Annotated in this window: 25 protein-coding genes; 17 read left to right on the top strand and 8 right to left on the bottom strand. The window is 67.1% G+C overall.

Annotated features, from left to right (window positions below):
- Positions 1 to 42 precede the first annotated feature (42 nt).
- The 5 genes from trpC (at position 43) to pssA (ending at position 4,469) form a co-directional block, all read left to right on the top strand.
- Positions 43 to 834 carry an indole-3-glycerol phosphate synthase TrpC gene (trpC, locus tag ACR652_RS03540; RefSeq protein ID WP_434505141.1) on the top strand — a complete coding sequence of 264 codons (792 nt, stop codon included), beginning with the start codon at positions 43 to 45 and terminating at the stop codon, positions 832 to 834.
- Positions 835 to 874: 40 nt separating this feature from the next.
- The gene (gene moaC / locus ACR652_RS03535) at positions 875 to 1,351 is read left to right on the top strand and encodes a cyclic pyranopterin monophosphate synthase MoaC (protein ID WP_434505140.1); all 477 of its coding nucleotides are present in this window, start codon (positions 875 to 877) and stop codon (positions 1,349 to 1,351) included.
- 120 nt (positions 1,352 to 1,471) lie between these two features.
- Positions 1,472 to 2,692, top strand: coding sequence for a molybdopterin molybdotransferase MoeA (locus ACR652_RS03530; RefSeq protein WP_434505139.1), 1,221 nt, complete (start codon positions 1,472 to 1,474; stop codon positions 2,690 to 2,692).
- 239 nt (positions 2,693 to 2,931) lie between these two features.
- Positions 2,932 to 3,630, top strand: coding sequence for a phosphatidylserine decarboxylase (locus tag ACR652_RS03525; RefSeq protein WP_434505138.1), 699 nt, complete (start codon positions 2,932 to 2,934; stop codon positions 3,628 to 3,630).
- 11 nt (positions 3,631 to 3,641) lie between these two features.
- Positions 3,642 to 4,469, top strand: a complete 828-nt coding sequence (pssA, locus tag ACR652_RS03520; RefSeq protein ID WP_434505137.1) for a CDP-diacylglycerol--serine O-phosphatidyltransferase — start codon at positions 3,642 to 3,644, stop codon at positions 4,467 to 4,469.
- Between the two features lie 14 nt (positions 4,470 to 4,483).
- Here pssA and ACR652_RS03515 read toward each other — a convergent pair whose 3' ends face one another.
- From ACR652_RS03515 to ACR652_RS03505, 3 genes are all read right to left on the bottom strand, one after another.
- Entirely contained in the window at positions 4,484 to 4,861 is a 378-nt protein-coding gene (locus ACR652_RS03515) for a type II toxin-antitoxin system VapC family toxin (RefSeq protein ID WP_434505136.1), read from the bottom strand.
- On the bottom strand, positions 4,861 to 5,073 hold the full coding sequence (locus ACR652_RS03510; protein ID WP_434505135.1) for an AbrB/MazE/SpoVT family DNA-binding domain-containing protein: 213 nt from the start codon (positions 5,071 to 5,073) through the stop codon (positions 4,861 to 4,863). The genes ACR652_RS03515 and ACR652_RS03510 overlap by 1 nt, the downstream gene beginning before the upstream one ends.
- A gap of 71 nt (positions 5,074 to 5,144) precedes the next feature.
- Positions 5,145 to 6,350, bottom strand: coding sequence for an alpha/beta hydrolase (locus tag ACR652_RS03505; RefSeq protein WP_434505134.1), 1,206 nt, complete (start codon positions 6,348 to 6,350; stop codon positions 5,145 to 5,147).
- A gap of 207 nt (positions 6,351 to 6,557) precedes the next feature.
- On the opposite strand from ACR652_RS03505, the gene pqqB reads away from it, so the two are divergent.
- The 7 genes from pqqB (at position 6,558) to ACR652_RS03470 (ending at position 11,440) form a co-directional block, all read left to right on the top strand.
- Entirely contained in the window at positions 6,558 to 7,487 is a 930-nt protein-coding gene (gene pqqB / locus ACR652_RS03500; protein ID WP_434505133.1) for a pyrroloquinoline quinone biosynthesis protein PqqB, read from the top strand.
- On the top strand, positions 7,484 to 7,957 hold the full coding sequence (locus ACR652_RS03495) for a hypothetical protein (protein ID WP_434505132.1): 474 nt from the start codon (positions 7,484 to 7,486) through the stop codon (positions 7,955 to 7,957). Before pqqB ends, ACR652_RS03495 begins: the two co-directional genes overlap by 4 nt.
- Before the next feature lie 31 nt (positions 7,958 to 7,988).
- A complete protein-coding gene (gene pqqC, locus ACR652_RS03490; protein ID WP_434505131.1) occupies positions 7,989 to 8,744 on the top strand; it encodes a pyrroloquinoline-quinone synthase PqqC in 756 nt (251 codons plus the stop codon).
- A 140-nt stretch (positions 8,745 to 8,884) separates the two neighbouring features.
- Positions 8,885 to 10,318, top strand: a complete 1,434-nt coding sequence (pqqE, locus tag ACR652_RS03485) for a pyrroloquinoline quinone biosynthesis protein PqqE (RefSeq protein WP_434505130.1) — start codon at positions 8,885 to 8,887, stop codon at positions 10,316 to 10,318.
- Positions 10,319 to 10,520: 202 nt separating this feature from the next.
- Positions 10,521 to 10,772 carry a hypothetical protein gene (locus ACR652_RS03480; protein WP_434505129.1) on the top strand — a complete coding sequence of 84 codons (252 nt, stop codon included), beginning with the start codon at positions 10,521 to 10,523 and terminating at the stop codon, positions 10,770 to 10,772.
- Entirely contained in the window at positions 10,726 to 10,983 is a 258-nt protein-coding gene (locus tag ACR652_RS03475; RefSeq protein WP_434505128.1) for an autoinducer binding domain-containing protein, read from the top strand. The genes ACR652_RS03480 and ACR652_RS03475 overlap by 47 nt, the downstream gene beginning before the upstream one ends.
- Positions 10,984 to 11,014: 31 nt before the next feature.
- The gene (locus ACR652_RS03470) at positions 11,015 to 11,440 is read left to right on the top strand and encodes a LuxR C-terminal-related transcriptional regulator (protein ID WP_434505127.1); all 426 of its coding nucleotides are present in this window, start codon (positions 11,015 to 11,017) and stop codon (positions 11,438 to 11,440) included.
- A gap of 113 nt (positions 11,441 to 11,553) precedes the next feature.
- Here ACR652_RS03470 and ACR652_RS03465 read toward each other — a convergent pair whose 3' ends face one another.
- A complete protein-coding gene (locus ACR652_RS03465) occupies positions 11,554 to 17,019 on the bottom strand; it encodes a GH36-type glycosyl hydrolase domain-containing protein (RefSeq protein ID WP_434505126.1) in 5,466 nt (1,821 codons plus the stop codon).
- A gap of 365 nt (positions 17,020 to 17,384) precedes the next feature.
- Here ACR652_RS03465 and ACR652_RS03460 point away from each other — a divergent pair, with 365 nt between their 5' ends.
- Positions 17,385 to 17,948 carry a hypothetical protein gene (locus ACR652_RS03460; RefSeq protein WP_434505125.1) on the top strand — a complete coding sequence of 188 codons (564 nt, stop codon included), beginning with the start codon at positions 17,385 to 17,387 and terminating at the stop codon, positions 17,946 to 17,948.
- A 62-nt stretch (positions 17,949 to 18,010) separates the two neighbouring features.
- Here ACR652_RS03460 and ACR652_RS03455 read toward each other — a convergent pair whose 3' ends face one another.
- The gene (locus tag ACR652_RS03455; protein WP_434505124.1) at positions 18,011 to 18,895 is read right to left on the bottom strand and encodes a metallophosphoesterase family protein; all 885 of its coding nucleotides are present in this window, start codon (positions 18,893 to 18,895) and stop codon (positions 18,011 to 18,013) included.
- A 161-nt stretch (positions 18,896 to 19,056) separates the two neighbouring features.
- Here ACR652_RS03455 and ACR652_RS03450 point away from each other — a divergent pair, with 161 nt between their 5' ends.
- Both ACR652_RS03450 and ACR652_RS03445 read left to right on the top strand, forming a co-directional pair.
- Positions 19,057 to 19,503, top strand: coding sequence for an NUDIX domain-containing protein (locus ACR652_RS03450; protein WP_434505166.1), 447 nt, complete (start codon positions 19,057 to 19,059; stop codon positions 19,501 to 19,503).
- Between the two features lie 28 nt (positions 19,504 to 19,531).
- Complete coding sequence (locus ACR652_RS03445; RefSeq protein WP_434505123.1) at positions 19,532 to 20,014, top strand: hypothetical protein; 483 nt, start codon at positions 19,532 to 19,534, stop codon at positions 20,012 to 20,014.
- On the opposite strand, the gene ACR652_RS03440 is transcribed toward ACR652_RS03445, so the two are convergent.
- Positions 19,968 to 20,552, bottom strand: coding sequence for a GNAT family N-acetyltransferase (locus ACR652_RS03440; protein WP_434505122.1), 585 nt, complete (start codon positions 20,550 to 20,552; stop codon positions 19,968 to 19,970). The two genes, ACR652_RS03445 and ACR652_RS03440, sit on opposite strands and share 47 nt — an antisense overlap.
- Before the next feature lie 89 nt (positions 20,553 to 20,641).
- Here ACR652_RS03440 and ACR652_RS03435 point away from each other — a divergent pair, with 89 nt between their 5' ends.
- Entirely contained in the window at positions 20,642 to 21,139 is a 498-nt protein-coding gene (locus ACR652_RS03435) for a GNAT family N-acetyltransferase (RefSeq protein ID WP_434505121.1), read from the top strand.
- Position 21,140: 1 nt separating this feature from the next.
- Entirely contained in the window at positions 21,141 to 22,292 is a 1,152-nt protein-coding gene (gene zapE / locus ACR652_RS03430; protein ID WP_434505120.1) for a cell division protein ZapE, read from the top strand.
- A gap of 112 nt (positions 22,293 to 22,404) precedes the next feature.
- Here zapE and ACR652_RS03425 read toward each other — a convergent pair whose 3' ends face one another.
- Together ACR652_RS03425 and serS are read right to left on the bottom strand one after the other, a co-directional pair.
- Positions 22,405 to 22,698 carry a hypothetical protein gene (locus ACR652_RS03425; protein ID WP_434505119.1) on the bottom strand — a complete coding sequence of 98 codons (294 nt, stop codon included), beginning with the start codon at positions 22,696 to 22,698 and terminating at the stop codon, positions 22,405 to 22,407.
- 173 nt (positions 22,699 to 22,871) lie between these two features.
- Positions 22,872 to 24,200, bottom strand: coding sequence for a serine--tRNA ligase (serS, locus tag ACR652_RS03420; protein ID WP_434505118.1), 1,329 nt, complete (start codon positions 24,198 to 24,200; stop codon positions 22,872 to 22,874).
- Positions 24,201 to 24,246: the final 46 nt, after the last annotated feature.

The following is a 24,246-nucleotide window of genomic DNA, read 5'->3' as shown; positions in this document are numbered from 1 at the left end:
ATCACGGGCGGCGCGCGGCGCGCGGTCCTCAGGCGCGATGACATGACCGATATTCTCGACCGGATTGAAGCTTACAAGCGCACGGAAATTTCGGAGGCCAAGGTGCGCATGCCCATGGCCACGCTGGAGCGCAAGGTGCGTGACCATGATCCGCCGCGCGGATTCGTTCACGCCATCGAGGCCAAACTGAACCAGCGCCGCATCGCGCTCATCGCGGAAATCAAGAAGGCGAGCCCGTCCAAAGGCGTGATCCGCGAGCATTTCGATCCGCCCGCGCTGGCGCGCGCCTATGAGAAGGCCGGCGCCGCCTGCCTCTCGGTGCTGACGGACGGCCCGTCGTTCAAGGGCAAGCTCGAAGATCTGGAGGCCGCCCGCAAGGCCACGCATCTTCCGGCGATCCGCAAGGACTTCCTCTTCGACCCCTATCAGGTCTTCGAGGCGCGCGCCTGGGGCGCCGACTGCATCCTCATCATCATGGCCGCCGTGAGCGACGAAGAGGCCAAGGCGCTCAACACCGCCGCGCACGACTTGCGCATGGACGTTCTGGTCGAAGTGCACAATGAGCGCGAACTCGATCGCGCCCTTGCGCTGGAGACGCGGCTCATCGGGGTCAACAACCGCAATCTGCACGACTTCAGCGTCTCTCTGGAGACGAGCGAACGCCTCGCCGAGAAAGTGCCGCGCGACAGGATTCTCGTGGCCGAGAGCGGCATCATGACCCATGACGACTGTCTGCGGCTGGAGAAGTCCCACATCTTCGCCTTCCTCGTCGGCGAGAGCCTGATGCGGCAGGAGGATGTCGAGGCGGCGACGCGCAAACTTCTGAACGGCTGAGGGCCTTGCCAGAGCCCGCGCCAGCGCGCAGAGAGCGGCCATGACCGTATTGACCCATCTCACGGCCACCGGCGACGCCCATATGGTGGACGTCTCGGCCAAGGCGGACAGCAAAAGGATCGCGCGGGCGCGCGGGCGTGTCGTGATGGCGCCGGAAACACTGGCGCTCGCCCTCGCCGGGCAGGCGAAGAAAGGCGACGTCCTCGGCGTCGCGCGCGTCGCGGCGATCATGGCGGCCAAGAAGACGAGCGACCTCATCCCGCTTTGTCATCCCCTGCCCCTTTCGAGCGTCACGGTGGAGATTGCGCCGGACGAGTCGCTGCCGGGCCTGCGGGTGGAGGTCGAGGCCGGGGTCACCGGCAAGACGGGTGTCGAGATGGAGGCGCTGACCGCCGTTTCCGTCGCCTGTCTCACGATCTACGACATGCTGAAGGCCGTCGATCGCGCCATGCGCATCGAGGGCGTGGAGTTGGTGGAGAAACAGGGCGGCAAGAGCGGCGACTGGCGCCGGGATTAACCTCTCCCCGCTTGCGGGGAGTGGTCGAGCGAAGCGAGGGTGAGGGGCAGGCCGCCGCGTGACTCTTGCCAGCTACCCTCTCCCGCCAAGCGGAGAGAGGGGAACAAGCTGAGAGGAACGATGTCCGACAACAAGCTTCTTCCCGTGGACGACGCCCTCGCCCGCGTCCTCGCTGGCGCCGACCGGCTCGGCGATGAGGATGTGAGCCTCGCCGCCGCGCGCGGGCGGACGCTCGCCCGCGATCTGGTGGCGAAACGCACCCAGCCGCCGGTCGACGTATCGGCCATGGACGGCTACGCCCTGCGCGCCGCCGACCTCGCCGCGGGGCCACTCAGGCTCGTTGGCGAAAGCGCCGCCGGCCATGGCTACAATGCGCCGCTGGCGCCCGGAGAGGCCGTGCGCATCTTCACCGGCGCCCCCGTCCCCGCCGGGGCCGACGCCATCCTGCTGCAGGAAGACGCGGAGGCCGCCGACGGCGCCCTGCGCGCGCGGCCGGGCGCCTCCGCCGGCGCTCATATCCGCACGGCTGGCCTCGATTTCAGCGAGGGGCTCGCGGCGCTCTCGGCCGGCCGGCGGCTCGGGCCGGCGGAACTCGCGCTGGCGGCGGCGATGAACCATGCGACTCTTCCCGTCGCCCGCCGTCCGCGCGTGGCGCTGATCGCTTCGGGCGACGAGCTCGTCCCGCCCGGCGCGGAGCCTGGACCGTCACAGATCATCGCCTGCAACAGCTTCGCGGTCGGCGCCATCGCCGGGGACGCGGGCGCGGAGGTGATCGACCTCGGCATTTTCCGCGACGACCTCACGGAACTGGAGCGCGCCATCGGCCTCGCCCGCGACGCGCAGGCGGATGTGATCGTCACGCTCGGCGGCGCGTCGGTCGGCGACCGCGATCTTCTGCGCCCGGCGCTGGCCCGTCAGGGCATGACGCTGGATTTCTGGAAGATCGCCATGCGGCCGGGAAAGCCGCTGATCTCCGGGCGGCTGGGCGCGGCGCATATTCTGGGCCTGCCGGGCAATCCGGTGGCGTCGATCGTCTGCGCGCTGGTGTTTCTGGCGCCGCTCCTGCGCGCCCTCCAGGGCGATCCCGACGCCGGCATGGACCAGACCGAGCGCGCCGTCGCCGGCGCCGACCTTCCCCCCAACAAGGGACGGCGCGACTACATGCGCGCGCGGCTCACGCGGGACGCCGAGGGGCGCCTCGTCGCGACGCCGCTGCCGATGCAGGATTCGTCCCTGCTGACGGAGCTGGCGCAGTCGCAGGCGCTACTCATCCGCGAGCCCGGCGAGCCCGCGCTGGCGGCGGGCGGGTCGTGCCGGATATGGCGGTTGCCGGGATACTAGGAGCAGAGCCCCCACCCCATCCCTCCCCCGCGTCGCGGGAGAGGGAGCAGATGCGGGCCTTCATCGAGAGCGCCCCACTCACGAGCGCACCCCTCTCCCGCCATCACCCCGCTACGCCGGACAGCGAGGGGCCAGACCCGCGCGCGGCGCCCGTGACTTTACCGGCGCAAAATGGCAAACAGGCGCGACGAAACGCAGGCCCGGGAATCACTCAGGGCGCCGCGCAACGGGAGCCCCCCATGTCCGTCATCGACTCCGTTCGCAAAGTTCTCGTGCCGATTCACCCCGAGGGCTATGTCTTCATCGCGGCCTTTGCCGTGGCGGCCTTCGTGCTCGACTGGATTTCGCCGACGCTCGGCTGGATCGGCTTCATCGCCACCGCCTGGTGCGTCTATTTCTTCCGCGATCCGCCGCGCGTGACGCCGCTGAAGGACGGGCTCGTCGTCTCGCCGGCCGATGGCGTCGTCTGCTCGGTCGGCTTCTTCCTGCCGCCGCCGGAGCTGGGCATGGGCGCCGAACCCTTGCAGCGCATCTCCGTCTTCATGAGCGTCTTCGACTGCCATGTGAACCGCATGCCGGTCACCGGCCGCGTCGCGAAGATCGCCTATAAGCCCGGCATCTTCATCAACGCCGACCTCGACAAGGCGAGCGAGGACAATGAGCGCAACGGCCTCGTGATCGAGACGCCGCGCGGACGCTTCGGCGTCGTGCAGATCGCCGGCCTCGTCGCGCGCCGCATCGTCTGCTTCGTGAAGGAAGGCGAGAGCCTGGGCGTGGGCGACCGTTTCGGCCTGATCCGCTTCGGTTCGCGCGTCGATGTCTATATGCCGTCATCCGCCCGCGCCATGGTGGCGGTGGGCGCGCGCGCCATCGCCGGCGAGACGGTGCTGGCGGACATGACCGCCGAAGCGGCAGCGCTGACCTTCAAGACCGGCTGAGGCGAAAAAAGATGAGCGACGATTTGCAGGGTTTCGAGCTTTCGGCGTCCGAGCTGCGGCGGCTGCGGTTTCGCAACATCCCGCTGCGCGTGGTGCTGCCCAACCTCGTCACGCTGCTCGCGCTCTGCATGGGCCTCACGGCGATCCGATATGCGATCGAAGAGGATTTCGTGAAGGCCGTCACCGCCATCATGGCGGCGGCCGTGCTCGACGGCCTCGACGGCCGTCTGGCCCGCGCGATCAAGGGCACCTCGCGCTTCGGCGCCGAGCTGGACTCGCTGGCCGATTTCGTCGACTTCGGCGTGGCGCCGGGGCTGCTGCTCTATCTGTGGAGCCTGCACGAGATCAAGGGTCTCGGCTGGTTCGCCGTGCTCGCCTTCGCCATCGCCGGCGCGCTGCGGCTCGCCCGCTTCAATGTGATGATCGACGATCCCGGCAAGCCGGCCTGGCAGGCGGAATTCTTCGTCGGCATGCCGGCCCCCGCCGGCGCCGTGACGGTGCTGCTGCCGCTCTATCTGCATTTTTCGGTGCTGGAGCTGCCCGCCTCCAAGGCGCTCGTGCCCTTCTACATTCTCTACGTGCTGGCCATCGCCTTCCTGATGGCGAGCCGCATCCCGCATTTCTCCGGCAAGCGCATCGGCCGCATCCCGCGCGATCTCGTGATTCCCGTGCTGTTCGGCGTGGGCGTGACGGCGCTGCTGCTCGCGACCTATCCGATAGAGGTGCTGTCGGTGGTCAGCGTCGCCTTCCTCGCCATGATCCCCTTGAGCGTGAAGCGCTACAATGCGCTCATGAAAGCGGAGGCGGAGAAGACTCAGGAGAGCGAGGGGGAGGCCTAGGCGCCGGCGCGGGTTTATTGCTGCTTGGGGATGTAAATCACGCCTCGCAATCCCCTGAAGTGGGCGTCGCATGTCAGAAGGTCTGCGCCATAAGCGAGCGCAGTCGCGTAAATAATCGCATCCGCAGAGGCCAAGCTGTGCTGAGCGCCAATCTCGGCCGCAGCCAGAGCAATGGCGGTGTCGAGCGGCGCCACCACGCAGAGTTGCGTGAAGGCGATGACCTGATCCGCTTTTTCTTCGCTCATCTCCCGCGTCAGCCACTTGGCGAGCTCCATTTGCACCATCGTCGGCACAAGCCAGGCGTCCTGATCCGGCAATTGCGGCGCAAGGGTCTCGCCCGTCGGTGAGGCGATCAGCCACTCAATCACGGCCGACGTGTCGACGAGGCGCATCAAAACCGGTCTTTTCGATCGCGATAGCCTTCCGCACTGGCGCCTTTGGCGATCCCGGCAAGCTGGTCACGCTCCGGCACGGGCACGAGCAAAAGCCCCGCGCTCTTGGGAATGAAGGCAAAGCGCTGACCAGCCTTCCAGTTCCGGCTTTCACGGACTCCCTTGGGGATGGAAATCTGAAATTTGGCGGATAGCGTCGCGATGTCTGCCAATTTCTTACACCTTTAGATCGATGCCGGTAATGTAAGAAATAGCGCGTATTGTGGCGTCTCTCAACCGTTTCCTACCGTCCCGCCACAGGCGGCAGCGGGGAACTCTCGACCTTGCTGCTCGCCGCCGGCGGCGGGGGCGGCTCGACCGGGCCGCCGGTGTCCTGCCCCCGGAAATCGGGAACGGCCTGCGTTTCGGCGTCCTGCGCGCGCGGCGCGCCGATATGGGCGCCGATCCGGCGCACCACGTCCGGCGCCTCGGCGAAGGCGCCGTGGCCGATGAAATCCGTCGAGAAGGACGAAATGTCGTGCACCGACACGCCGAGCCGGTCGAGCGCGGCCTTGTCCTCAGGCTTCTCGGGGTCCATGGCCCCGAGACGCGTCCGGGCGCCCGCGATGCGCGAGGACAGCGTCAGCGCGCGGTCATTCTTGGCGACGAAGATGGACACATGCCCCGGGTCGATCCGCGCGATCTGCTGGCGGAACACGTTGAGGTCGATATCCGGATTGGCCAGCATGACCTCGCCGAGCCGGCCGTCGAGGTCGGGATGGCCCGCGATGGCGACATCGCGCAGCGTTTCCATCGAGAGCCAGGCGCCCAGGGAATGCGCGAGAATGTGAACGCGCCCCACGCCCGGCGTCCTGCCCAGCGCCAGAAGAACCTTCTCCAGGGCGTCGCGCGAGACGGTCGCGGCTTCCTTGTCCGACTCGTAATTGAAAAGCCCGCCGCGTGAATTCCAGGTGAAGAGCACCGGAACGCCCGCGAAGCCGCCGTCGGAGACAATCTGCGCCAGACGGAAACGGGCCTCGTCGAGGCTGGTGTTGAAGCCGTGCACGTAAAGCAGAATGTCGCGCGAACTGCCGACGCGGCCCGACACATAGGAGGCGACCTGGCTGAAGAACTCCTCTTCGTCCATGCCGCTCTTGGACAGCACGGTGAAGTGACGGCTGTGGTCGGCGCCGCCGAAACTCGGCCGTTCGATCACGCCCGGCTGATGGCTCTGCGGCACGCCGATCGCGGTGAGAGAGAAATGCGCGCGCCCGTCGTCGACCGCCGCCTCTCCGCGTCGGGTGGACGCCACGAACAGCGGCACGCGGTTCGGTTCTCCCTGCGGCGCGGACATCAGCGAGACCGCGTTGGCGACATGGCCGTCGACCATGCGCGCGCCATCGGAGACGCATCCCGACAGGAGCGTCGCGGCAAGGAAGGCCGTGAATGTCACAGAGGCGATGCGCAAATAGCCGATCCAGCGCGGCCGGGAAGGCAGTGCCTCGCTCACGAGGACGCCGGCCGATCCCTGTTCTTACCCGAGAAAGCGACGAAAGCGGGGCGCGGCCGTTTCGCCGCCAACAGGAAACTTGCCTGTCTGGGTTAACCAAAGGCAAATTTGCCGCACTTGCGCCGTCGCGCCGAGGGTGCATAGTGCGCGCCAACAACATCAACAAGAGACGGGAGAACGGCGCGCCGCGCGCCGCCTTGAGACGCGATGCGGATCAGAATTCTGGGCTCGGGCGCCGGCGGCGGCTTCCCGCAGTGGAACTGCAATTGCGCCAATTGCCGCGCGGTGCGCGCGCGCGCGCCGGGGTTTTCGCCGCGCACCCAATCTTCGCTCGCGGCGAGCGCCGACGGCGTCAATTGGGTCCTTCTCAACGCCTCGCCCGACCTGCGCGAGCAGATCGCCGCCGCGCCGCAGCTCGCGCCCGCCGAGGGCGACCCCGTGCGCGCCAGCCCGATCAAGGCCGTCGCGCTCACCAATGGCGACGTGGATCATGTCGCGGGACTGCTGAATCTGCGCGAGGCGCAGCCCTTCAGCGTTTATGCGGCGGGCCGCGTGCTCGGCGCGCTGGCCGCCAATCCGATCTTCACCATCCTCCAGCCGCAACTCGTGCCGCGCGTCGAACTGCCGATGGACGAGACAGTCGCGCTTACCGGCGCGGGGGTCGATCTGGGTCTCTCGATCCGCGCCTTCCCCGTGCCGGGCAAGATCGCGCTCTATCTCGAAGACAAAAACGCGCCCAATTTCGGAACCAGCGCCGGCGACACGCTCGGTCTCGAAGTCATCGAGACCAGGACCGGCAAGTCCTTCTTCTACATTCCCGGATGCGCGAGGGTGGACGAGGCGCTCGCCGCCCGCCTGCGCGGCGCCGCGCTCGTCTTCTTCGACGGCACGCTGTTCCACGAGAACGAGATGATCGAGCAGGGTCTCATGGGCAAGACCGGCTCGCGCATGGGTCACGTGAACATGAGCGGCGACGACGGCTCCATGGCCGCTTTCGCGCCGCTCAACGTCGCGCGCAAGATTTACGTGCATATCAACAATTCGAACCCGGTCCTCGACGCAAACTCGCCGCAGCGCGCCGCCGTCAACGCGGCGGGTTGGGAGATTGGCGCGGATGGCATGGAGGCGACATTATGAACATCATTTCGAAAGTGAGATGTTTCGGCGCCGCATCCGCCTGCGTCCTGGTTTTTGCGACGGGCGCCTGGGCGTCGAGCGCATCGCAGCGCGAATACAAGCGCGGCTACGCCGATTGCGCGGCGGGACGCTGGGACGACAATCAGCATGGGGCGTCCTACAAGGAAGGCTGTCGCGCGGCGGAAAACAAGCGCGACGCCGGCGCCGCCGCGACGGAGCCAACCAAGGCCGCGCCTGCGGAGAAGCCGTTCATTGACGCAGCCGTTCCCGGCCGCGACCGGCAGGCCTGCGTTCGCGCCGTCAAGAGCAAGACTCACAACCCCAAGGTCGCGATCATCGGCGCAGTCAGCTCCGAAGCGGCCAATACCGTGACCCTCGGCGTCGGCCCGGATCGCGCCCCCTGGCGGTGCCTCGTGAAGCGCGGCAAGGTCTCCGACGTCATGTCGCAGACCAACGAAGGCGCCATGTGACTGGCCTGACCAATGCGGATGGAGCTTTGAGATGAATCAGATCGTGACCGACTGGCGCGACGCCGCGCCGCTCTCGAGGGCCGATTTCGAAGCCGCCATCCGGAATGTCGGCGTCGAGCGCTATCACGACAAGCACGAGTTCCATAAACTGCTCCATGGCGGCAAGTTGCAAAAGCACCAGGTCGCCGCCTGGGCGCTCAATCGTTACTGCTATCAGGAGGCCGTGCCGCGCAAGGACGCCGCCTTCATGAGCCGCGTGCACGACCGCGACTTGCGCCGCGAATGGATTCACCGCATCCACGATCACGACGGACTGGGCGAGGAGGCCGGCGGCATCGAGCGCTGGCTTGTGCTCACCGACGCGCTCGGCTTCTCGCGCGATTACGTGACCTCGCGCCGCGGCGCCCTCCCCGCCACCAAATTCGCGGTGGAGGCCTATGTGCGTTTCGTCGTCGAGCAGCCGCTCGTCGTCGCGGTGGCGTCGTCGCTGACCGAACTCTTCGCGCCCTCGATCCACCGCGAGCGCATCGCCGGCATGCTGGAGAACTACAACTTCGTCGACGACCATGTGATGGCCTATTTCAAGCGCCGCCTGTCGCAGGCGCCGCGCGACTCCGAATTCGCGCTCGCCTATGTGCTCGACAATGCGCGCACGAGAGAGGAGCAGGAAGCCTGCGTCGCGGCCGTGCGCTTCAAATGCGACGTCCTATGGGCGCAGCTCGACGCCCTGCATCACGCTTATGTCACGCCGGGGCTCATCCCGCCGGGCGCCTGGCGGCCGGAGTGACCCCCACCTCAACCCTCCCCCGCTTCGCGCGAGAGGGAGCAGAGCCGGGACGTTATCGAGAACGCTGATCGTGAGCGTCCCCTCTCCCGCTTGCGGGGGAGGGACAGGGAGGGGGTCCAGGGCCCCCACGAAGAAACATCATGACCGCCACCCGCTACATCATCGGCCCGGAGTCCCGCCCCGCCTTCACGCGCTATGCGCGCCTGCACGAGGATCGCGCGCGCGGCCGCACGGTCATTCTCGCGCCCGAGGGCGCCTATGAGCTCGACCCCATCGGCCTGATCGTCCTCTCCGCCATCGACGGGAGGATCCGCATCGCCGATCTCTGCGCGCGCCTCGCCGAGCAATACAAGGCGCCGCTGGAGATCATCACACGCGACGTGACCAATCTGCTCCAGGGCCTCGCGGACAAGCGTCTCCTGCGCGACGGCGTCGATCCGTTCCGGGCGGCGGGCCTTTCCGAATTCGCCATGTCGATTCAGCCCTTCGCGGGCGGCCCCGCCGGCCTTCTCGCGGAACTCACGCATCGCTGTCCGCTGCAGTGCCCCTATTGCTCCAATCCGCTGGAGCTCGAAAAATCCAACGTGGAGATGACCGCCGCCCAATGGGGCGAGACCTTTCGTCAGGCGGCGTCGATCGGCGCGCTGCAATTGCATCTCTCGGGCGGCGAGCCGACCGCGCGGCGCGATCTCGAAGACATTCTGACCTCTGCCGTCGAGGCCGGCCTTTACACCAACCTCGTCACCTCCGCCGTGCTGTTGACGCGCGAGCGGCTGGAGCGCCTTGCGGAAATCGGACTCGATCATGTGCAGGTGTCCATTCAGGACATTGTGCCGGAAAGCGCCGACCGCATCTCGGCCTATGACGGCGGCGTGCCGAAGAAGCGCGACGTCGCCCGCTGGACGCGCGAACTGGGCATGGGCCTCACCATCAACGCGCCCATGCACCGGCAGAACATTGCGCATCTGCCGCAGATCATCGACTTCGCCGTCGAGGTCGACGCGCAGCGCATCGAGATCGCCCATATCCAGTATTACGCCTGGGCGCAGATCAATCGCGCGGCGCTCATCCCCACGCGCGAGATCTTCATGGAGACGGTCGGAATCGTCGAGGAGGCGAAGAAGCGGCTTCAGGGCGTGCTCAACTTCGACTTCGTCATCCATGACCACTACGCGACGCGGCCGAAGCAATGCACGGGCGGCTGGGGCCGCTCGATCATGGCCGTCACGCCCTCCGGCAAGGCCCTGCCCTGCCATGCGGCGCAAACGCTGCCCGGCCTTGTCTTCGACGACGTGCGCGAGCGGCCGCTCGGCGACATCTGGCGACATGGCGCGGCCTTCAACGCCTGGCGCGGCACGGAGTGGATGCAGGAGCCCTGCCGTTCCTGCGACCGCCGCGAGATCGACTATGGCGGCTGTCGCTGCCAGGCCTTCGCCGTCACGGGAGACCCTGCGGCGACGGACCCGGCTTGCTCCCTCTCTCCCGATCATGCGCGCTTCGCGGCCTTCGCCGAGACCGAATCGCATGCGCCGCCGCCGGCGTTCGTTTATCGCCGCTACGGCGGCGCCGCGTAAGGCGCGCCGAAGGCCGACGCTGCTTCCCGCCCCTCTCGTCATTCGACGCCGCGTCCGTCCGTCGCGCGCGGTGTGATTCGCATGCGACGGACGGGGAGGACGCCTGTCAATTCCTAAAATTATGGCGCCCCGTTTTGAGGATCGCGCGCGGGAAGGGAATGTTGTCAATTCGAAAGGTCAATGCTACGTTCAAGGCCGGGTGATGACCAATAATAAGTCCCGCGACGTTGTTTCACTTCAGGAGCTGCGCGCGATGCTGACGATCTGCCAGAAACTACTTTTGCACTCGCATCCATCAGCAGCGATCATGATCAAATACGCCGCCGAGGATCTCGACAAGAACGCAGGAACAGAACAGCAACCTCTTGCAAAACGCACAGAGTTTCTGCCCAACCAGAAGACGCGAAATGGAGACCGAAGGAATCATCCGAAAGATAGAGACCGCGAAGGATGATCCGCTGGACATCCTCGAAGTCGCCAGGAATTGTCTGGGCCTCAAATATTTGAGCTACTTCGCGGTCAATTTTACCAAACCCGGTTCCGGCGATCTGCCTATTCACGCAACCAACTACCCAAGAGAGTGGCAGATCCGTTATCTGAATCAAGATTACGCAAAAATCGATCCCGCTTTTGACCGTCGCGTCCCAGAGCATTGTTCCAGTTGACTGGGACGAATTCGATAGAAGCGCAGCTTATGTGAAAAAGTTATTCGGAGAGGCGCGTGAATTTGGTATCTGCTGCGGTCTTTCCGTCCCGATCCGCGGCTCCCACGGAGGGATTGCCGTCGTGACCGCGGCGACGGACCTTTCCGTGCCGACCTGGGAGCAATACAAGCGCGAAAACATGCGGAAAATCGACGTGGCGGGCGCACTCCTTCATAGGAGAATACTCCAATTGCATCGTGTCGCCGATCAGCGGCCCAAGCTCACGCGGCGCGAAATCGAATGCCTTTTGTGGACGTCACAGGGCAAGACTTGCGCCGATGTCGCCGAGATTCTCAGCATCGCGGAAAACACGGCGCGCTCCTATCTGACTTCGGCGCGCAACAAGCTCAATTGCCTAACGATCGCGCATTGCGTCGCCAAGGCCATTTCATTGCAGATCATTCCGCCCGTGATCTGACTTGACAGGCGCGCCGCCACGAGTCGCGGCGGCGGCTCCGCGCCCGGCTGCGTTCGACACCCCTGCATCGGCGAACGCGGCGTATGTCAACGCCGCGTTCGCTTTTGTTTACATCACGCGCGCCTGCTGTTCTCGGCCGTATAGGTCCGGTCGCGGTAGGAGACACATTCGAGCCTGAGATCGCCCTTCCGATCGAAGGCGTCCGGGCGGGCGCGCAACTCGCCGTTTTCGAACTCCAGCCCGAGCATGGCGTAGGCGGCGGAGAGCATGCGGGCGGCGGCGCCCGTATACCAGTCCCAACCGCCACGGCCCTCATAGCCCTCGCCTTCATAAACATCCGCCGGCTGCTGATGCGGCGGAAGACCATAAATGTCCGCCTCCGCCGGCGTTCGCAGCTTGGAGATGGGAGAAATCGCGATCCAGGTCTCGAAGGCCTGGCGGAAGAGCTCCGCCGCGGCGTCTTCGTCGCCCCCCGTTTTCGCCTGGGCGCCGAGCTTGGCCAGCGCGTCGACGAACCAGGACACGCCGTGCGAATATTGTCCGCCATTTTCGCGGACGCCCGGCGGGTATTCGGCGCTGCGGCCCGGATAGGGGTCCGAATGCTCGTTGAAGGGCGGCGTGACGAGCAGAACCCGGTTCGAGCGCCCGAGCACGGCCAGCGCCTTCTCGATTGCCTCGCGCCCGCGCGCGGCGTCGACCGCATTGGAGAGCGTCGGCCAATGCGCCGTCATGGCGCTCATCGGCGACAGTTCGCGGCCATCGTCCGCGAAGTCGCGCACGTAACGGTCGCCGCGCCAGCACTCCGCCAGCGCCGCGCGGAGTTTCTCCGCGCGTTCGCGGTAGCGGTCGGCCCGCGCCTTGTCGCCCCTCGCCTCGAAGATCGGCGCGATGTCGACAAGGATTCCGTGCAGGAAGAAGCCCAGCCACACGCTTTCGCCGCGCCCCAGCGGACCGACGAGATGCATGCCGTCATCCCAGTCGCCCGAGCCGACGAGCGGCAGGCCATGAGCGCCGAAACGGTCCAGCGAATAGTCGATGGCGCGGGCGCAATGGCCGAGCAGCGTGTCCTTGTCGCGCGATTTCAGCGGCACGGTCACGTCGCCTTCCTGATCCTTGGGCACGGGCGCGGCCTCGAGGAAGGTCTCGACCGCATCCAGAATGCCGGCGTCTCCCGTGCCCTTCACATAGCGAATGGCCACATAGGGCAGCCACAGATGCGGATCGGAGGAATGCGTGCGGTCGGCGAGCCCGGTGCCGCCGCTCGCCGAGCGGTGCCACCATTTGGCGGCGTCGCCCTCGAGATACTGGTGGCGCGCGTGCAGGAGGATCTGCGCGCGGGCGCGTTCCGGCGCAAGATGAATGAGCGGAATGACGTCCTGCAACTGGTCGCGATATCCGGTCGCGCCCGAGCGCTGCGCCGGTCCGGTGCGGCCCCACAGGCGCGACGCAAGGAGCTGATAGGGCAGCCAGTCGTTGACGAGACGGTCGACATCGGGCCGGTTGGTCTTGATCCGCAGGACGGAGAGCTGCTCGTTCCAGGCGGCGGCGCTCGCCTCGTATTGCTTCTTCGCGTAAGCCGGATCGCGCGCCATGCGCGCCAGCCGCTTGGCGTCCTCCATCGCGCCCGTCTGGCCGAGCGCGACGACGACGACGGCCTCCTCGCCCGCGGGAACGTCGATCGCGCCACAGAACGCCGCAACCTTGCGCTCATGCTCGGGCGCCCCGGCGTCGGGATGGCCGTGCTCCACCATATACGGCAGATAGGGATTGCGGCTCTCGTGACCGAGGAAGCGGCGCCGCGAGGTCTCCGCGAATTCGGCGTGGATAGATGTGCTGACGAAGGCCCATCCGTTGACGAAATGATTGCGGCGGTTACGGAAATAGATCGCCTGCGTATCATCGTCGATGACCGACTCGATCTGGCCGAGGCTTTCGTTCGGCGTCTCGGCCAGCACGATCTCCATCGCCGGCACGATCTGCAACAGCCGCTCATGCACGGATTTGTTGCGGATCTTCAGCAGGCGGAATTCGATCGGCTCGTCGGGGCTGACAAACACCGTCATCTCCAGTTCGAGATGATCGCGCTCCGAACGGAAGATCGCCGCGCCCGGCGTATAGGTCACGTCATAGCGCGTATCGCGCCGGCGCAGCGGCACGAAGGTGGGGCTGTAGGCGTCCGTGCGGGCGAGATCATAGACGTAGATCATCTGCCCCGCCGGCGCCATGCGGCCCTCGCCGAGGCGGAACGGCGTGAAACTGTTGAGACGCGAGTTCACCGAGAAGGAGAAGATGTCTCCGTCATTGGTGAGCACGCAGCCATGGCCCAGCGGATTGGCGATGACATGAGCAAACGGGCGCGGCGTCCCGGGCGCCAGGGTCAGGCTGCGCCCGTCCGCCGAGAAGGCGTAGCGGTGATCTTTCGGGGCGGGCGGCATGATCAGCGCACGGCGGCGCGACAGGGCGCGGTCCAGAATTTCAGGCGCGACCGCCTGAACGCCGAGATGGCGCGCGACGGAGTCGGTGGCGCGGCCCATGTCGCGCGCCCAGCCATCGACGATGATGAGCTCGGCGCTGCCGCCGGGCGCAATGTCGAGCTCGACATGCAGGCTGGCGATGGGCTGGAAACCGTAGAGCAGCCCCTCGTCGTCCGGGCTGCGCGGCGATTCGCCGAGCCCGTTGAGACTGTCGGGCGCCGTTGTCGGCCCCATGCCGTAGAATCGCGACTTGACGTCCTCATAGCCGACGACAGTCATCTTCGTGTCCGGTCCGGCGCCGATGGCGTGGAAGCCGATCTCCGGCGACAGGCGCCGGTCGGCGGCGCGGCGCGCGCCGCCCTTGAGCAGCCGGTTCTGCGCGAAGATCGCGTTGAGCGACTTCACATACCAGGAGCCGAGGTGAATGGCGTTGTAGGGCGGATCGCGCAACTCCACCGTGGTTTCGTTGAGGACCCATTCGCGCAGCGAGGCGATAGTGAGTTTGCGCGCGCGAGATTGCAGATTCACGATCTTGAGATGCTGGATCTCCACCGCCTCGTCGGCCGCGAGCGAAATGCGGGTCTCGACCGCGAAGCCGTTGTTCTCGGCCATGAAGAAGAGGCAGTTTTCGCCCGCGTCGGTGAGCTTCGCGCAGGCGCCGGGACAGCGCGTCGGCGCCTCGCCCACGGACCAGAGCTCGCCGCCCGCCTCGCGCAGGAACAGGAAGCGCCCGCGCGGGTGCGCGTGATCGAACGGCCGGCGCGTGAGGTCGATCGGCGGGCCGCCGCGCGCGACGCCTTCGATACGGATCGCGCCCTGCCCGTCCTCGAACCATTCGCTGGTCATCAGGCCATTGGTGAGCTTCAGCGGCCGTGAGCCCGGCACGCCGCCGCCGCCCGTGATGCCCTCGAGCGGGATCTTCTGCGCCTGCGCCAGACGGCCGAGCAGGAAGAGCACGAGTCCCAGAGCGACGAGCCCCGCATAAACGAGATAGCCGCCGACCAGATAGGTGTAGGACGGCGGTCGCGTCACGCTCAATTGCTCGGCGGCCGTCCAGGCCTTGTCCCATTCGGCGCCGCGCGGGATGTAGAAGGGCAACAGCAGCGGCGCCCATGTGCCGAAGCGGCGGATGCCTTCCGGGATGGCGCGGCTCGTCTGCTCCTTGCCGAGAAAGCGCGCCGCCGACTCGTCCAGCGCGTCGCCGCCGACGAAGGAGAAGTTCACCAGCGTCGCCACGCGCAGGCCCATATGGTCGAACCAGATGAGCACCCGGATCGCGTCATAGGCGAGCAGCGCCGTGAAAATGTCCAGGCTCCAGGCGCGGAAGTCGTTGTCCGGCAGGACATAGCTCATCCATGTCGCCACGCCCGTGCGGATCAGCCCGTCCTGATTGTACCAGGTCGGGTCCGGCGTCGCCTTGAGGAAGGAGTAGATGACCGGCGCCATCCACAGGCCCCAGCGCAGCACGCGCACGGCGTTCTCGATCAGCATGTCGAGACCTTCCCAGCTCGCGAGCTGGCGCAGCGGCTGAAGGCTGCGTTGCACGAGCGCGGTCAGGAAGAACAGATTGATCGAGAACAGCGGCGCCGCGAACACCCACTGGATCACGCCCGACCAGGACTCGTCGTAGAGAAGCAGCGTTCCCCCGTTGACGGGGCCGAGATTGGTCGAGCCCCATTTCGTGAACAGCGGGCGCACGATGTATTCGTTGATCGGCCGTCCGTCGGCCGCATAGTCGAGCGAGGTGTAGGCGAAGAATTTGCGCACCACCGTCGAGAGCTGATCGGCGTCGAAATACCAGGCGATGGCGCCGGCGACGAAAGCGCCCAGCAGCGCGCCCAGCGTATAGACGCGCCAGCTCCGGAAATGCTGACGCCGCACGCGCATCAATTCGTAGAAGTCGAAGGCGAGATCGACGCCGGCAAAGGCGAGCGCCCCGGTGAGGGCGCCGAAGATGAAGCGGTGCGTTCCGCTCGCGGCGGGCAAATCGAGCATCAGCGCCACGGAGACCGCCACGCCGGCGACCGCGCCGCGCGCGTAATTGGCAGGGCAACGATAGGCTTCCTCCAGACGCCCAAGGAAAGGCGGCGTCGAATCCGTGCTCTCCATGATGGCGCGCGCCAGCGGATAGGCGAGCGCCCCGATGAGCGCCGCCCCGATGGGCCCGGAGACCGCGATCACCGACGCGGCGAGCGGCCAGGAGGAGACCAGCCCCACCGCCATCACCAGCGCCATGAAGACGAAGCCATAGACGGCGCCCTTTTCGGCGCCGCTCTTCCAGTCGTTGTAGACCACGGCGGAGAGGGAGGGCGTGGCGCGCAGCAGCCCGGCGAGCGCCTGCGTGACGAGATAGGTCTCGCCCCACAGGCCGGCCTGCGCCGCCGCCTCGGCAAGCGCCGCGCCGACCGCTGCGAGCGGCTGCGGGACGTAAGGCGTGATGAAGACCGGCACGGCGGCGGCGATGAAGGGCGTCAGCGAGGCGACAAAGGCCGAGAAGAACAGCATTCCGTGCGGGCGCCATTGACGCGGCAGGAAGCGGCCCAGCGCCAGCGGCACGCCGACGACCACCGCCTCGTTGAGCACGAACAGCACCAGCGTGCGGCCGGCGATCTTGGCCACGGGCTCCGGGACGTCGAGGCCAAGGAACAGGGCGGCGCCCACTCTCGTCACCGGAGGCGACCCGAGCGCGATGAACAGGCTGAACAGGAAGGGCAGCAGGAAGAGCGCGAGCCGGAGCGGCATGCGCGACCGCGCGGTCAGCACGAGGACGCCGGCGATATACAGCGCCGCGGCGGAGCCCGCGCCGACGGGGGAGAGGCGGAAGAGCGCCTCGAAGGTCTCCGGCGCCCGCCACAGCACCTCCGAGCGGTCGCACAACGCCGCGAAGGCCCCCACGGCGAGGAAATCGACGGCGAAATTCACCGACTGCCGGCCGACTTCGCTCGACGGGCGCAGCAGATAGAGCGCCGCCGCAGCGAAAAAGCCAGCGACGAGCAGATGCGTCGGCCCACCCGAGGCCTCCAGCGAGGCCACCACGGCAAAGACCAGGCCAAGGAGGATGCGCTCGAACAGCGCGCCGCCGGTTTCCGATTCGCTGGCAGCCATGGGGGGTTCCTCCGGGCGTCCGTTGGCCGACGCCATTTTATGGTTAAGAGCCGGAATCGCCGGCAGCGTAGCCGATTCCCTAGCCGTTGGGCGGGGGAAAAGTCGACCCCTTCTCACGCCGGGCGCTTGCCGAGCTTTCTTCCGGCGACTGTACCGTTATAGTAACCAAAGCGTTAACTGCGGCGCCGTCGAGGGCGAAGCGAGTGAGTGACATGGAAGAGCCTTTGCCCACACAGAGCGAGAGCTCTCGCCCCTCCCGGCTGAGACGGCAGGCCGCGTCTGATCGCCTGGCGACCGTCCTCGCAGCCGAAACTTGCGCGGGGCGCGCTGGCCCCGACTCCGCCAGGCCGTCGGCGGAGCAGCGCATGGCGACGCTGGCCACGGCCCTGCGACGAGCGCGCCTCGAAAACGCCGAGCATTCCGCCGCCCTCGCCGACCTGCGCGCCGCCGAGGTCGTGCGGCTCGAACTTCTGGCCGACGCCATCGCTCCGGTGCTCGCGCAGGCGCCCGAGGACTGCGACCTGTTCGATCTCGCCGTCACGACAGGCGAACGGCCGCGGCTCTTCATCGACTGCATCGGCTTCGTCGAGATGGACCGGGACCGGCGGTCCTATCGCTTCCTGCAGGATACGCGACACGGCCGCATCACCCTGCGGGAAAGCGCCGATATCGACGAGATTGTCGACGCCGCGACCCACTACATCGCCCATCGGCTGATCGAGCGCGACAAGGCGCTCGCCATCGACTACGCCAGCGGCGGGGCGGCGAAGGTCGTGGGCGAGGCTGTCCCGGCGAAAACGCCGTCCGCCGTCAGCGGAAAGGCGTTCGAGGCGTTCCTGTTCTTCGTCGAATTCCTCGGCTCGGCGGCGTTCTTCAGCCTGCTGGCGGTCCTCGCCATGTGGGCCTATCGGACCTATGGTTCAGGCTGAGATCACCTGAGGCGCCAGCAGCGGTGGCCGGCGCGCTCTCAACAGGCCAAGCGAGCGCTTCTTCAGACAAGCTGCTCGGCGGCGGTCTCCACGACCTCGCCCGCCTCATTCAATTCGCGGCGGCGCAGCGTGATGTTCAGGGACTCGCCCGCCCGCTCGATCGCGTAAAGATTATACGCGGCCGCCGGATAATGCCCGCCCGGCTTGGCCGAGGCCGAGGCGACGCCCACTACCGGCGCCCGTCCCTGCGGAGTCGCGATATGGGCGACGCTCGGCTTGTGATTGTGGCCGTGAACGATCAGCTCCGCGCCGTGGCGCGCGATCACCGCCTCGAAGGCGGGCGCGTCGTCGAGCCCGCGCAACATCCGCGCGCCGCCGACATGCGGCGGATGGTGCAGGAAGACGACCCGCGCCAGCCCTTCCGCACGCATCTGGTCCAGAAGCGCTCCCAGCGCGGCGAGCTGGGTCTCGCCGAGCCGTCCCGAGGCGACGAAAGGCGCGGTGGGAATCCCTGAGTCGAGGCCGATCAGCGCCACGCCGCCGCGCCGGCGCAGGAAGGGAAAACCGGCGGTCGGCGCTTCGCCGCTTGTCCAGGGCTCGAATGTCTCATGGACGAGCGTCGTGGCGGCGGCGACATAGGCGTCGTGATTTCCCGGGGTGAAACTCACCGCCTCCGGCGCGCCGAGGGTCGCGAGCCATTCCCTCGCCAGCGCGATCTCGGCCGGAAGGCCGATGTTCACAATGTCGCCGGTCATCAGAATGTGATCGGGCCGCTGCGCCCGCATGTCGGCGGCCAGGCGCGCCAACACGCCCATATCGTGCTGGCCCGCACGCTTGTAGAGCCAGTTCACATAGCCGGTGACGCGCTTCCCGAGCAGCTCGTGGAGATTGGGGCGTGGAATGGGTCCGATATGGGCGTCCGAGAGATGGGCGAGGAGGAGGCTCACTGTCGACCTTTGCGGCGCGCGGCGCCTTTGAGCGGGGGAAACAACGCCGATAGTCCTAGAGCCTCCGCGCGCCATTTGCCATAGTGGCCAACATGGCGCAGGAGCCCCCGGTGACGACGACGCTTCAGAATGCGACCCCGCGGCCTTCGCTTCGGGGACGGATGGTCTCGCGGATGATCACCTTCGCCGCCCTGTTCCAGCGGCCCATGACGCTCGGCGTGCGCGGGCTCGTCCTCGACCCCGCGGAACGGGTCCTGCTGGTGCGGCACACCTATGTGCCGGGATTTTACCTGCCGGGCGGCGGCGTCGAGAGCGGCGAGACCATGCTTCAGGCTCTCGCCCGCGAGCTTCAGGAGGAGGGCAACGTCCATCTTCTGGGCGCGCCCGCGCTCCATGGCGTCTATCTCAACCGCCGCGCCTCGCCGCGCGACCATGTCGCGCTTTATGTCGTGCGCCATTTCCGCTGCGACCAATTGCCGGCGCCCAACAGCGAAATCGCGGAGGCGGGGTTCTACCCGCTCGACGCCCTGCCGCCGGACATCACGCCCGCGACGCGCGCCCGGCTGCTCGAATATTTGGACGGCGAGCCCATCTCCCCTTATTGGTGAGCAAAGCTCTCGGTGCAGGACTCGTTTGATGAAGCTTTTTCCCGCCGCTCTTCTGGTCATGCTGGCGGCCGGCGCGGCGCCGGCGCGGGCGCAGAGCGACGCCATTCACATGATCGACGCCATCTTCCAGATGTTCGACGAGGACAAGGACGGCTATATCACCGCGCCCGAAGCCAATCGCTTCATCGACAAGTCCTTCGCCGAAATGGACATGAAGAAGACCGGCCGGATCACGCCGCAGGCGTGGCTGCAATTCAGCTTCGGTCTCGCGGACATCGCCGCCGACTGGGACCGCTCCGAGGCCTACTACCGCGCCAAGGCGCGCATCTTCAAGCGCTGGGACCGCCGCCACGCCGGCGCGCTGACGCTGGAGGACTATCGCGCCGGCGTTCTGAGCGAGGCGCGCGCGGGGCTCGGCGGCACGGCGAAGGAGGGCGAGCCGTTGAGAATCGACCTCGCGGCGTTCAAGCGGGCGCCATTCGTGCGCCAGCTCCTGAACAGTCTGCACTGACCAGCGCCGTCAGGTCGCTCCAGCCATAGGCCAGATCCGGCAAAATCATGCCGTAAATCTCCCAGACGCCCGCGACGCCCGTTGGCGCGGCGCCAAGGGCTTCGTAGAATCGGCGCGCGTGCGGCGCGTCGCGAAACACCCAGACGCTGGCGCTGTCGCATCCCTGTTCGAGAAGATGCGCCGCCATGGCGCGCAACAGCCGCCGCCCCGCCCCGCGCCGCTGTATCCGGCGCAGCAGATAGATCGAGGCAATCTCCCCCGAAAAGCCCAGCGGCGCCAGTTTCTCGCTCGCTTGGCGGCGGCAGGCGCCGAATCCCGCGGCCGCGCCCGACTCGTCGAACGCCAAGAAGGTTGCGGCGGCCGGGTCCGGGTCGGACAGCTTCGCTTGCCAGCGCTCCGTCCATTCCGGGACATCGAGCCCGGCGAGCGTCGCCGCCGGCATCATCCCGGCATAGGTCTCCCGCCACGCGGCCACATGAATTCCGGCGATCCGCGCCGCGTCGGCGGCCCCTGCCCGTTCGATCTGGATCCGGCTCATCGGCGGGAGCTTGGCACGATGGCTGGCGCGAGGGCAATGGCGAAGGTTTTGCCCCGCGCGCGCCGCGTGATATGGGCTGCGTCCGGCCCATGATCGACCTTGTCATCAAATTCTTCCCCATGACCCCCGCCGACGAGGCGCAGATCGAGAAACTCGACGAGCGCGCCTTCGGCCCCGGTCGCTACGCCCGCACGGCCTTCCGGCTGCGCGAAGGCGTCCCGCCAGACCTGTCGCTCTCCTTCGTCGCGCGCGTCGGCACGCTGCTTGTCGGCGCCAATCGCATGACCGGCATTCTCGTGGGCGACGCGCCGGCCCTGCTGCTCGGGCCGCTCACCGTCGAGCCGGCCTTCCGCTCGCAGGGGGTCGGCGAAAAGCTGATGACCCATTCGCTCGACGCCGCCCGCGCGGCGGGCCACGGTTTGGCGCTGCTCGTCGGCGATTACGATTATTATTCGCGCGTTGGCTTCCAGCGCGTCCCGCGTGGAAAAATCACCATGCCGGGGCCGGTCGATCCCGCCCGCATTCTCTATTGCGAATTGCGGCCCGGCGCTTTCGAGGCCGCCAACGGCCAGATGCGGCGCGCGTGACATGAGCCGTGGCCTCATCGACCGATATGACGCGCTCGTCGTCAAATTCCATCTCCACCCCGACCAGTCGCAGCGCGAGGCGCTGAAGAAGCTTCAGTCGCTCCTCGACACGCTCGGCAAAAGCGCCGCTCCCGCGACTGGTCTTGCGCGCCTCATTCGCGCCTTCCGCAAGGAGGAGGCGCCGCGCGGCCTCTATCTCTGGGGCCCGGTCGGCCGCGGGAAGACGATGTTGATGAATCTGTTCTTCGAGCTGGCGCCTGTCGAACGGAAGCGCCGCGCGCATTTTCATGGCTTCATGATGGATGTGCACGAGCGCCTGCACCGGCTGCGCGCCAGCGCCGCGACCGGAGTCGCCGATCCGGTGACGCGCGTGGCGCAGGAGATCGCCGCCGAAACGCGGCTCCTGTGTTTCGATGAATTCGCGGTGACGGACATCGCCGACGCGTCCATTCTCGCGCGACTCTTCACGACGCTCTTCGCGGAGGGCGTCGTGGTCGTCGCCACCTCCAACGTCGAGCCGTCGCGGCTCTATGACGGCGGGCGCAATCGCGACCTGTTCCTGCCCTTCATCGCGCTGTTGCAGCAGCGGATGGACGTGCAGCGGCTCGCCGCGCCGATTGATTATCGCGCGCGCCGCGACTGCGCGGGCGAGCTCTATTTCACGCCGGCCGACGAACGCGCCCATGCCTCGATGGACGCGCTCTTTGTCGCTCTGACCGGCGCGAGGCATGGAGCCCCGGCGACGATCGAACTCAAGCGGCGGACGCTGTTCATTCCGCAGGTCGCCGGCCGCGTGGCGCGGCTGAGTTTCGCGGAGTTGTGCGGGCGTCCGCATTCCGCGTCCGATTACATGGCGCTGGCGCAGCGTTTCGATGTGGTGATGCTGGATGACGTCCCCATCCTCGCATCCGAGCAGCGCAACGAAGCGCGCCGCCTCATCACGCTCATCGACGTTCTCTACGAGGCGCATACGCTGCTCGCCGTCTCGGCGGCGGCGGAGCCGGACTATCTCTACGACGCGGCCGAAGGCGCCGAGGCGCGAGAGTTCCAGCGGGCGGCGTCCCGGCTCACCGAGATGCGCTCGCGCGGCTGGCTCGAAGGCTGCGCGGCAGGCGCCGCTTTCTCGGGCTCCGAGGCGCGCGCGGGGCTGTAGCGCCCCCTCCCCAACCCTTGCGGGAGAGGGAGCAGAGCCGGGCCTTCATCCAGCCCCCTCTCCCCGCTCGCGGGGAGAGGGTCGGGGTGAGGGGCAAGCCGATCTCAAAGCGTCACGGCTTCGCCATGCACTCCTTGATGTCGCTTTCCTTCTTCATCCGCTCGAACGTATCCGAGCAGTAGCGCTCGAGTTCGGGGCGGAGCTTCGGATCGCTGGAGGCGGCGCGCATGCCCATGGCGCCGTCGAGCAACTCCTTCTGCGCCGCGTGCACCTGCTTGGGCGACAGCAGCGACGAACAGGCCTCATATTTTTTCAGTAACGCGTCGCATTGCGGAATGCCGGTGGGATCGACCGCGAGCGCGGGCGTCGCGATGAGGGCGAACAGGCAGACAAGGCGAAGTTTCACGGGGCTAGCTCCCTTTTTGCTTCTTGTTCCGGGCCGCTTCATGCAGCCGGTTTATCGGCGACGCTCTCGCCGCTCTCATCCCTCCCCCTTTGCGGGGAGGGTGGCGCGCGCAGCGCGACGGGTGGGGCTCCGGCGTTACGAACATAGCCGGACGCGCTTTGGTCGCGCCAGCGCTACCGCCTGATATGCGTCAGCCCGCCCATATAGGGCCGCAGCGCCATGGGCACGGTGACCGAGCCGTCGGCTTCCTGATAATTCTCCAGCACGGCGACCATGGCGCGGCCGACCGCGACGCCCGAGCCGTTGAGCGTATGGACGAAGCGCGGCTTGCCGTCCGGCCCGCGCGAGCGCGCGTTCATGCGCCGCGCCTGGAAGTCGCCGCAAACCGAGCAGGAGGAAATCTCGCGATATTTGCCCTGCCCCGGCAGCCAGACCTCCAGATCGTAGGTCTTCTGCGAGGCGAAGCCCATGTCGCCGGTGCAGAGCACGACCTTGCGATAGGGCAGATCCAGCGCCTGCAACACCTTTTCGGCGCATCCGGTCATGCGCTCGTGCTCTTCGAGCGACTGCTCGGGCGTGGTGATCGAGACCAGTTCGACCTTGTAGAACTGGTGCTGACGGATCATGCCGCGCGTGTCCCTGCCGGCGGCGCCCGCCTCGGCGCGGAAACAATAGGTGCCGGCGGTCATGCGCAGGGGCAATTGCGCTTCGTCGAGGATCGACTCGCGCACGAGATTGGTCAGCGGCACTTCGGCCGTTGGGATGAGCCAGAAATCGGCGGTCGGGACGAAAGGCTCCGCCGTCGGATCGGGCGGCGTCGCCTGTCGCCCGGCGGTCACGGAGAACTGATCCTCGCGAAACTTCGGCAACTGCGCCGTGCCGAACATGGCGTCGTCGCGCACCAGCAGCGGCGGATTGACCTCCACATAGCCGTGATCGCTCGTATGCAGATCGAGCATGAATTGCGCCAGCGCGCGCTCGAGCCGGGCGAGCGGCCCCTTGTTGACGACGAACCGAGCGCCGGACAGTTTCGCCGCGACCTCGAAATCCATGAGCCCGAGACCCTCGCCGATTTCGAAATGCTCCTTCGGCGTGAAGTCGAAGGCGCGCGGTTCGCCCCAGCGCAAGACCTCGATATTCTCGTTCTCATCCGCGCCGTCGGGAACGCTGTCGAGTGGCGTGTTGGGGATGCTCGCCAGCGCATTGTCGAGCTCGGCGATGGCGTAGCGTTCGGCTTCCTCCAGAGACGGCCAGTTTTCCTTGATCTCGGCGACCTCGGCCTTCAGCGCCTCGGCCTTCGCGGCGTCGCCGGCCTTCATGGCCGCGCCAATCTCCTTCGAGGCGGCGTTGCGGCGCTCCTGCGCCTTCTGCAATTCGCCGATCGCCGCGCGGCGCGCGTCATCGAGCGCCAGAAGCTGCGCCGACAGCGGCTCGAGCCCCCGGCGCCGGCGGCCATTGTCGAAAAGGTCGGCGTTGTCGCGTATCCATTTAATGTCGTACATGTCGGACTACCGGGCGTTTGATGGAACGGGCTGGAACGCAAACGCG

Origin of the sequence: Methylocystis sp. (assembly GCF_051061225.1) — a bacterium.
Lineage (GTDB): Bacteria > Pseudomonadota > Alphaproteobacteria > Rhizobiales > Beijerinckiaceae > Methylocystis.
The sequence above is the reverse complement of the archived record's forward strand: the minus strand, read 5'-3'. Positions and strand labels throughout refer to the sequence as shown.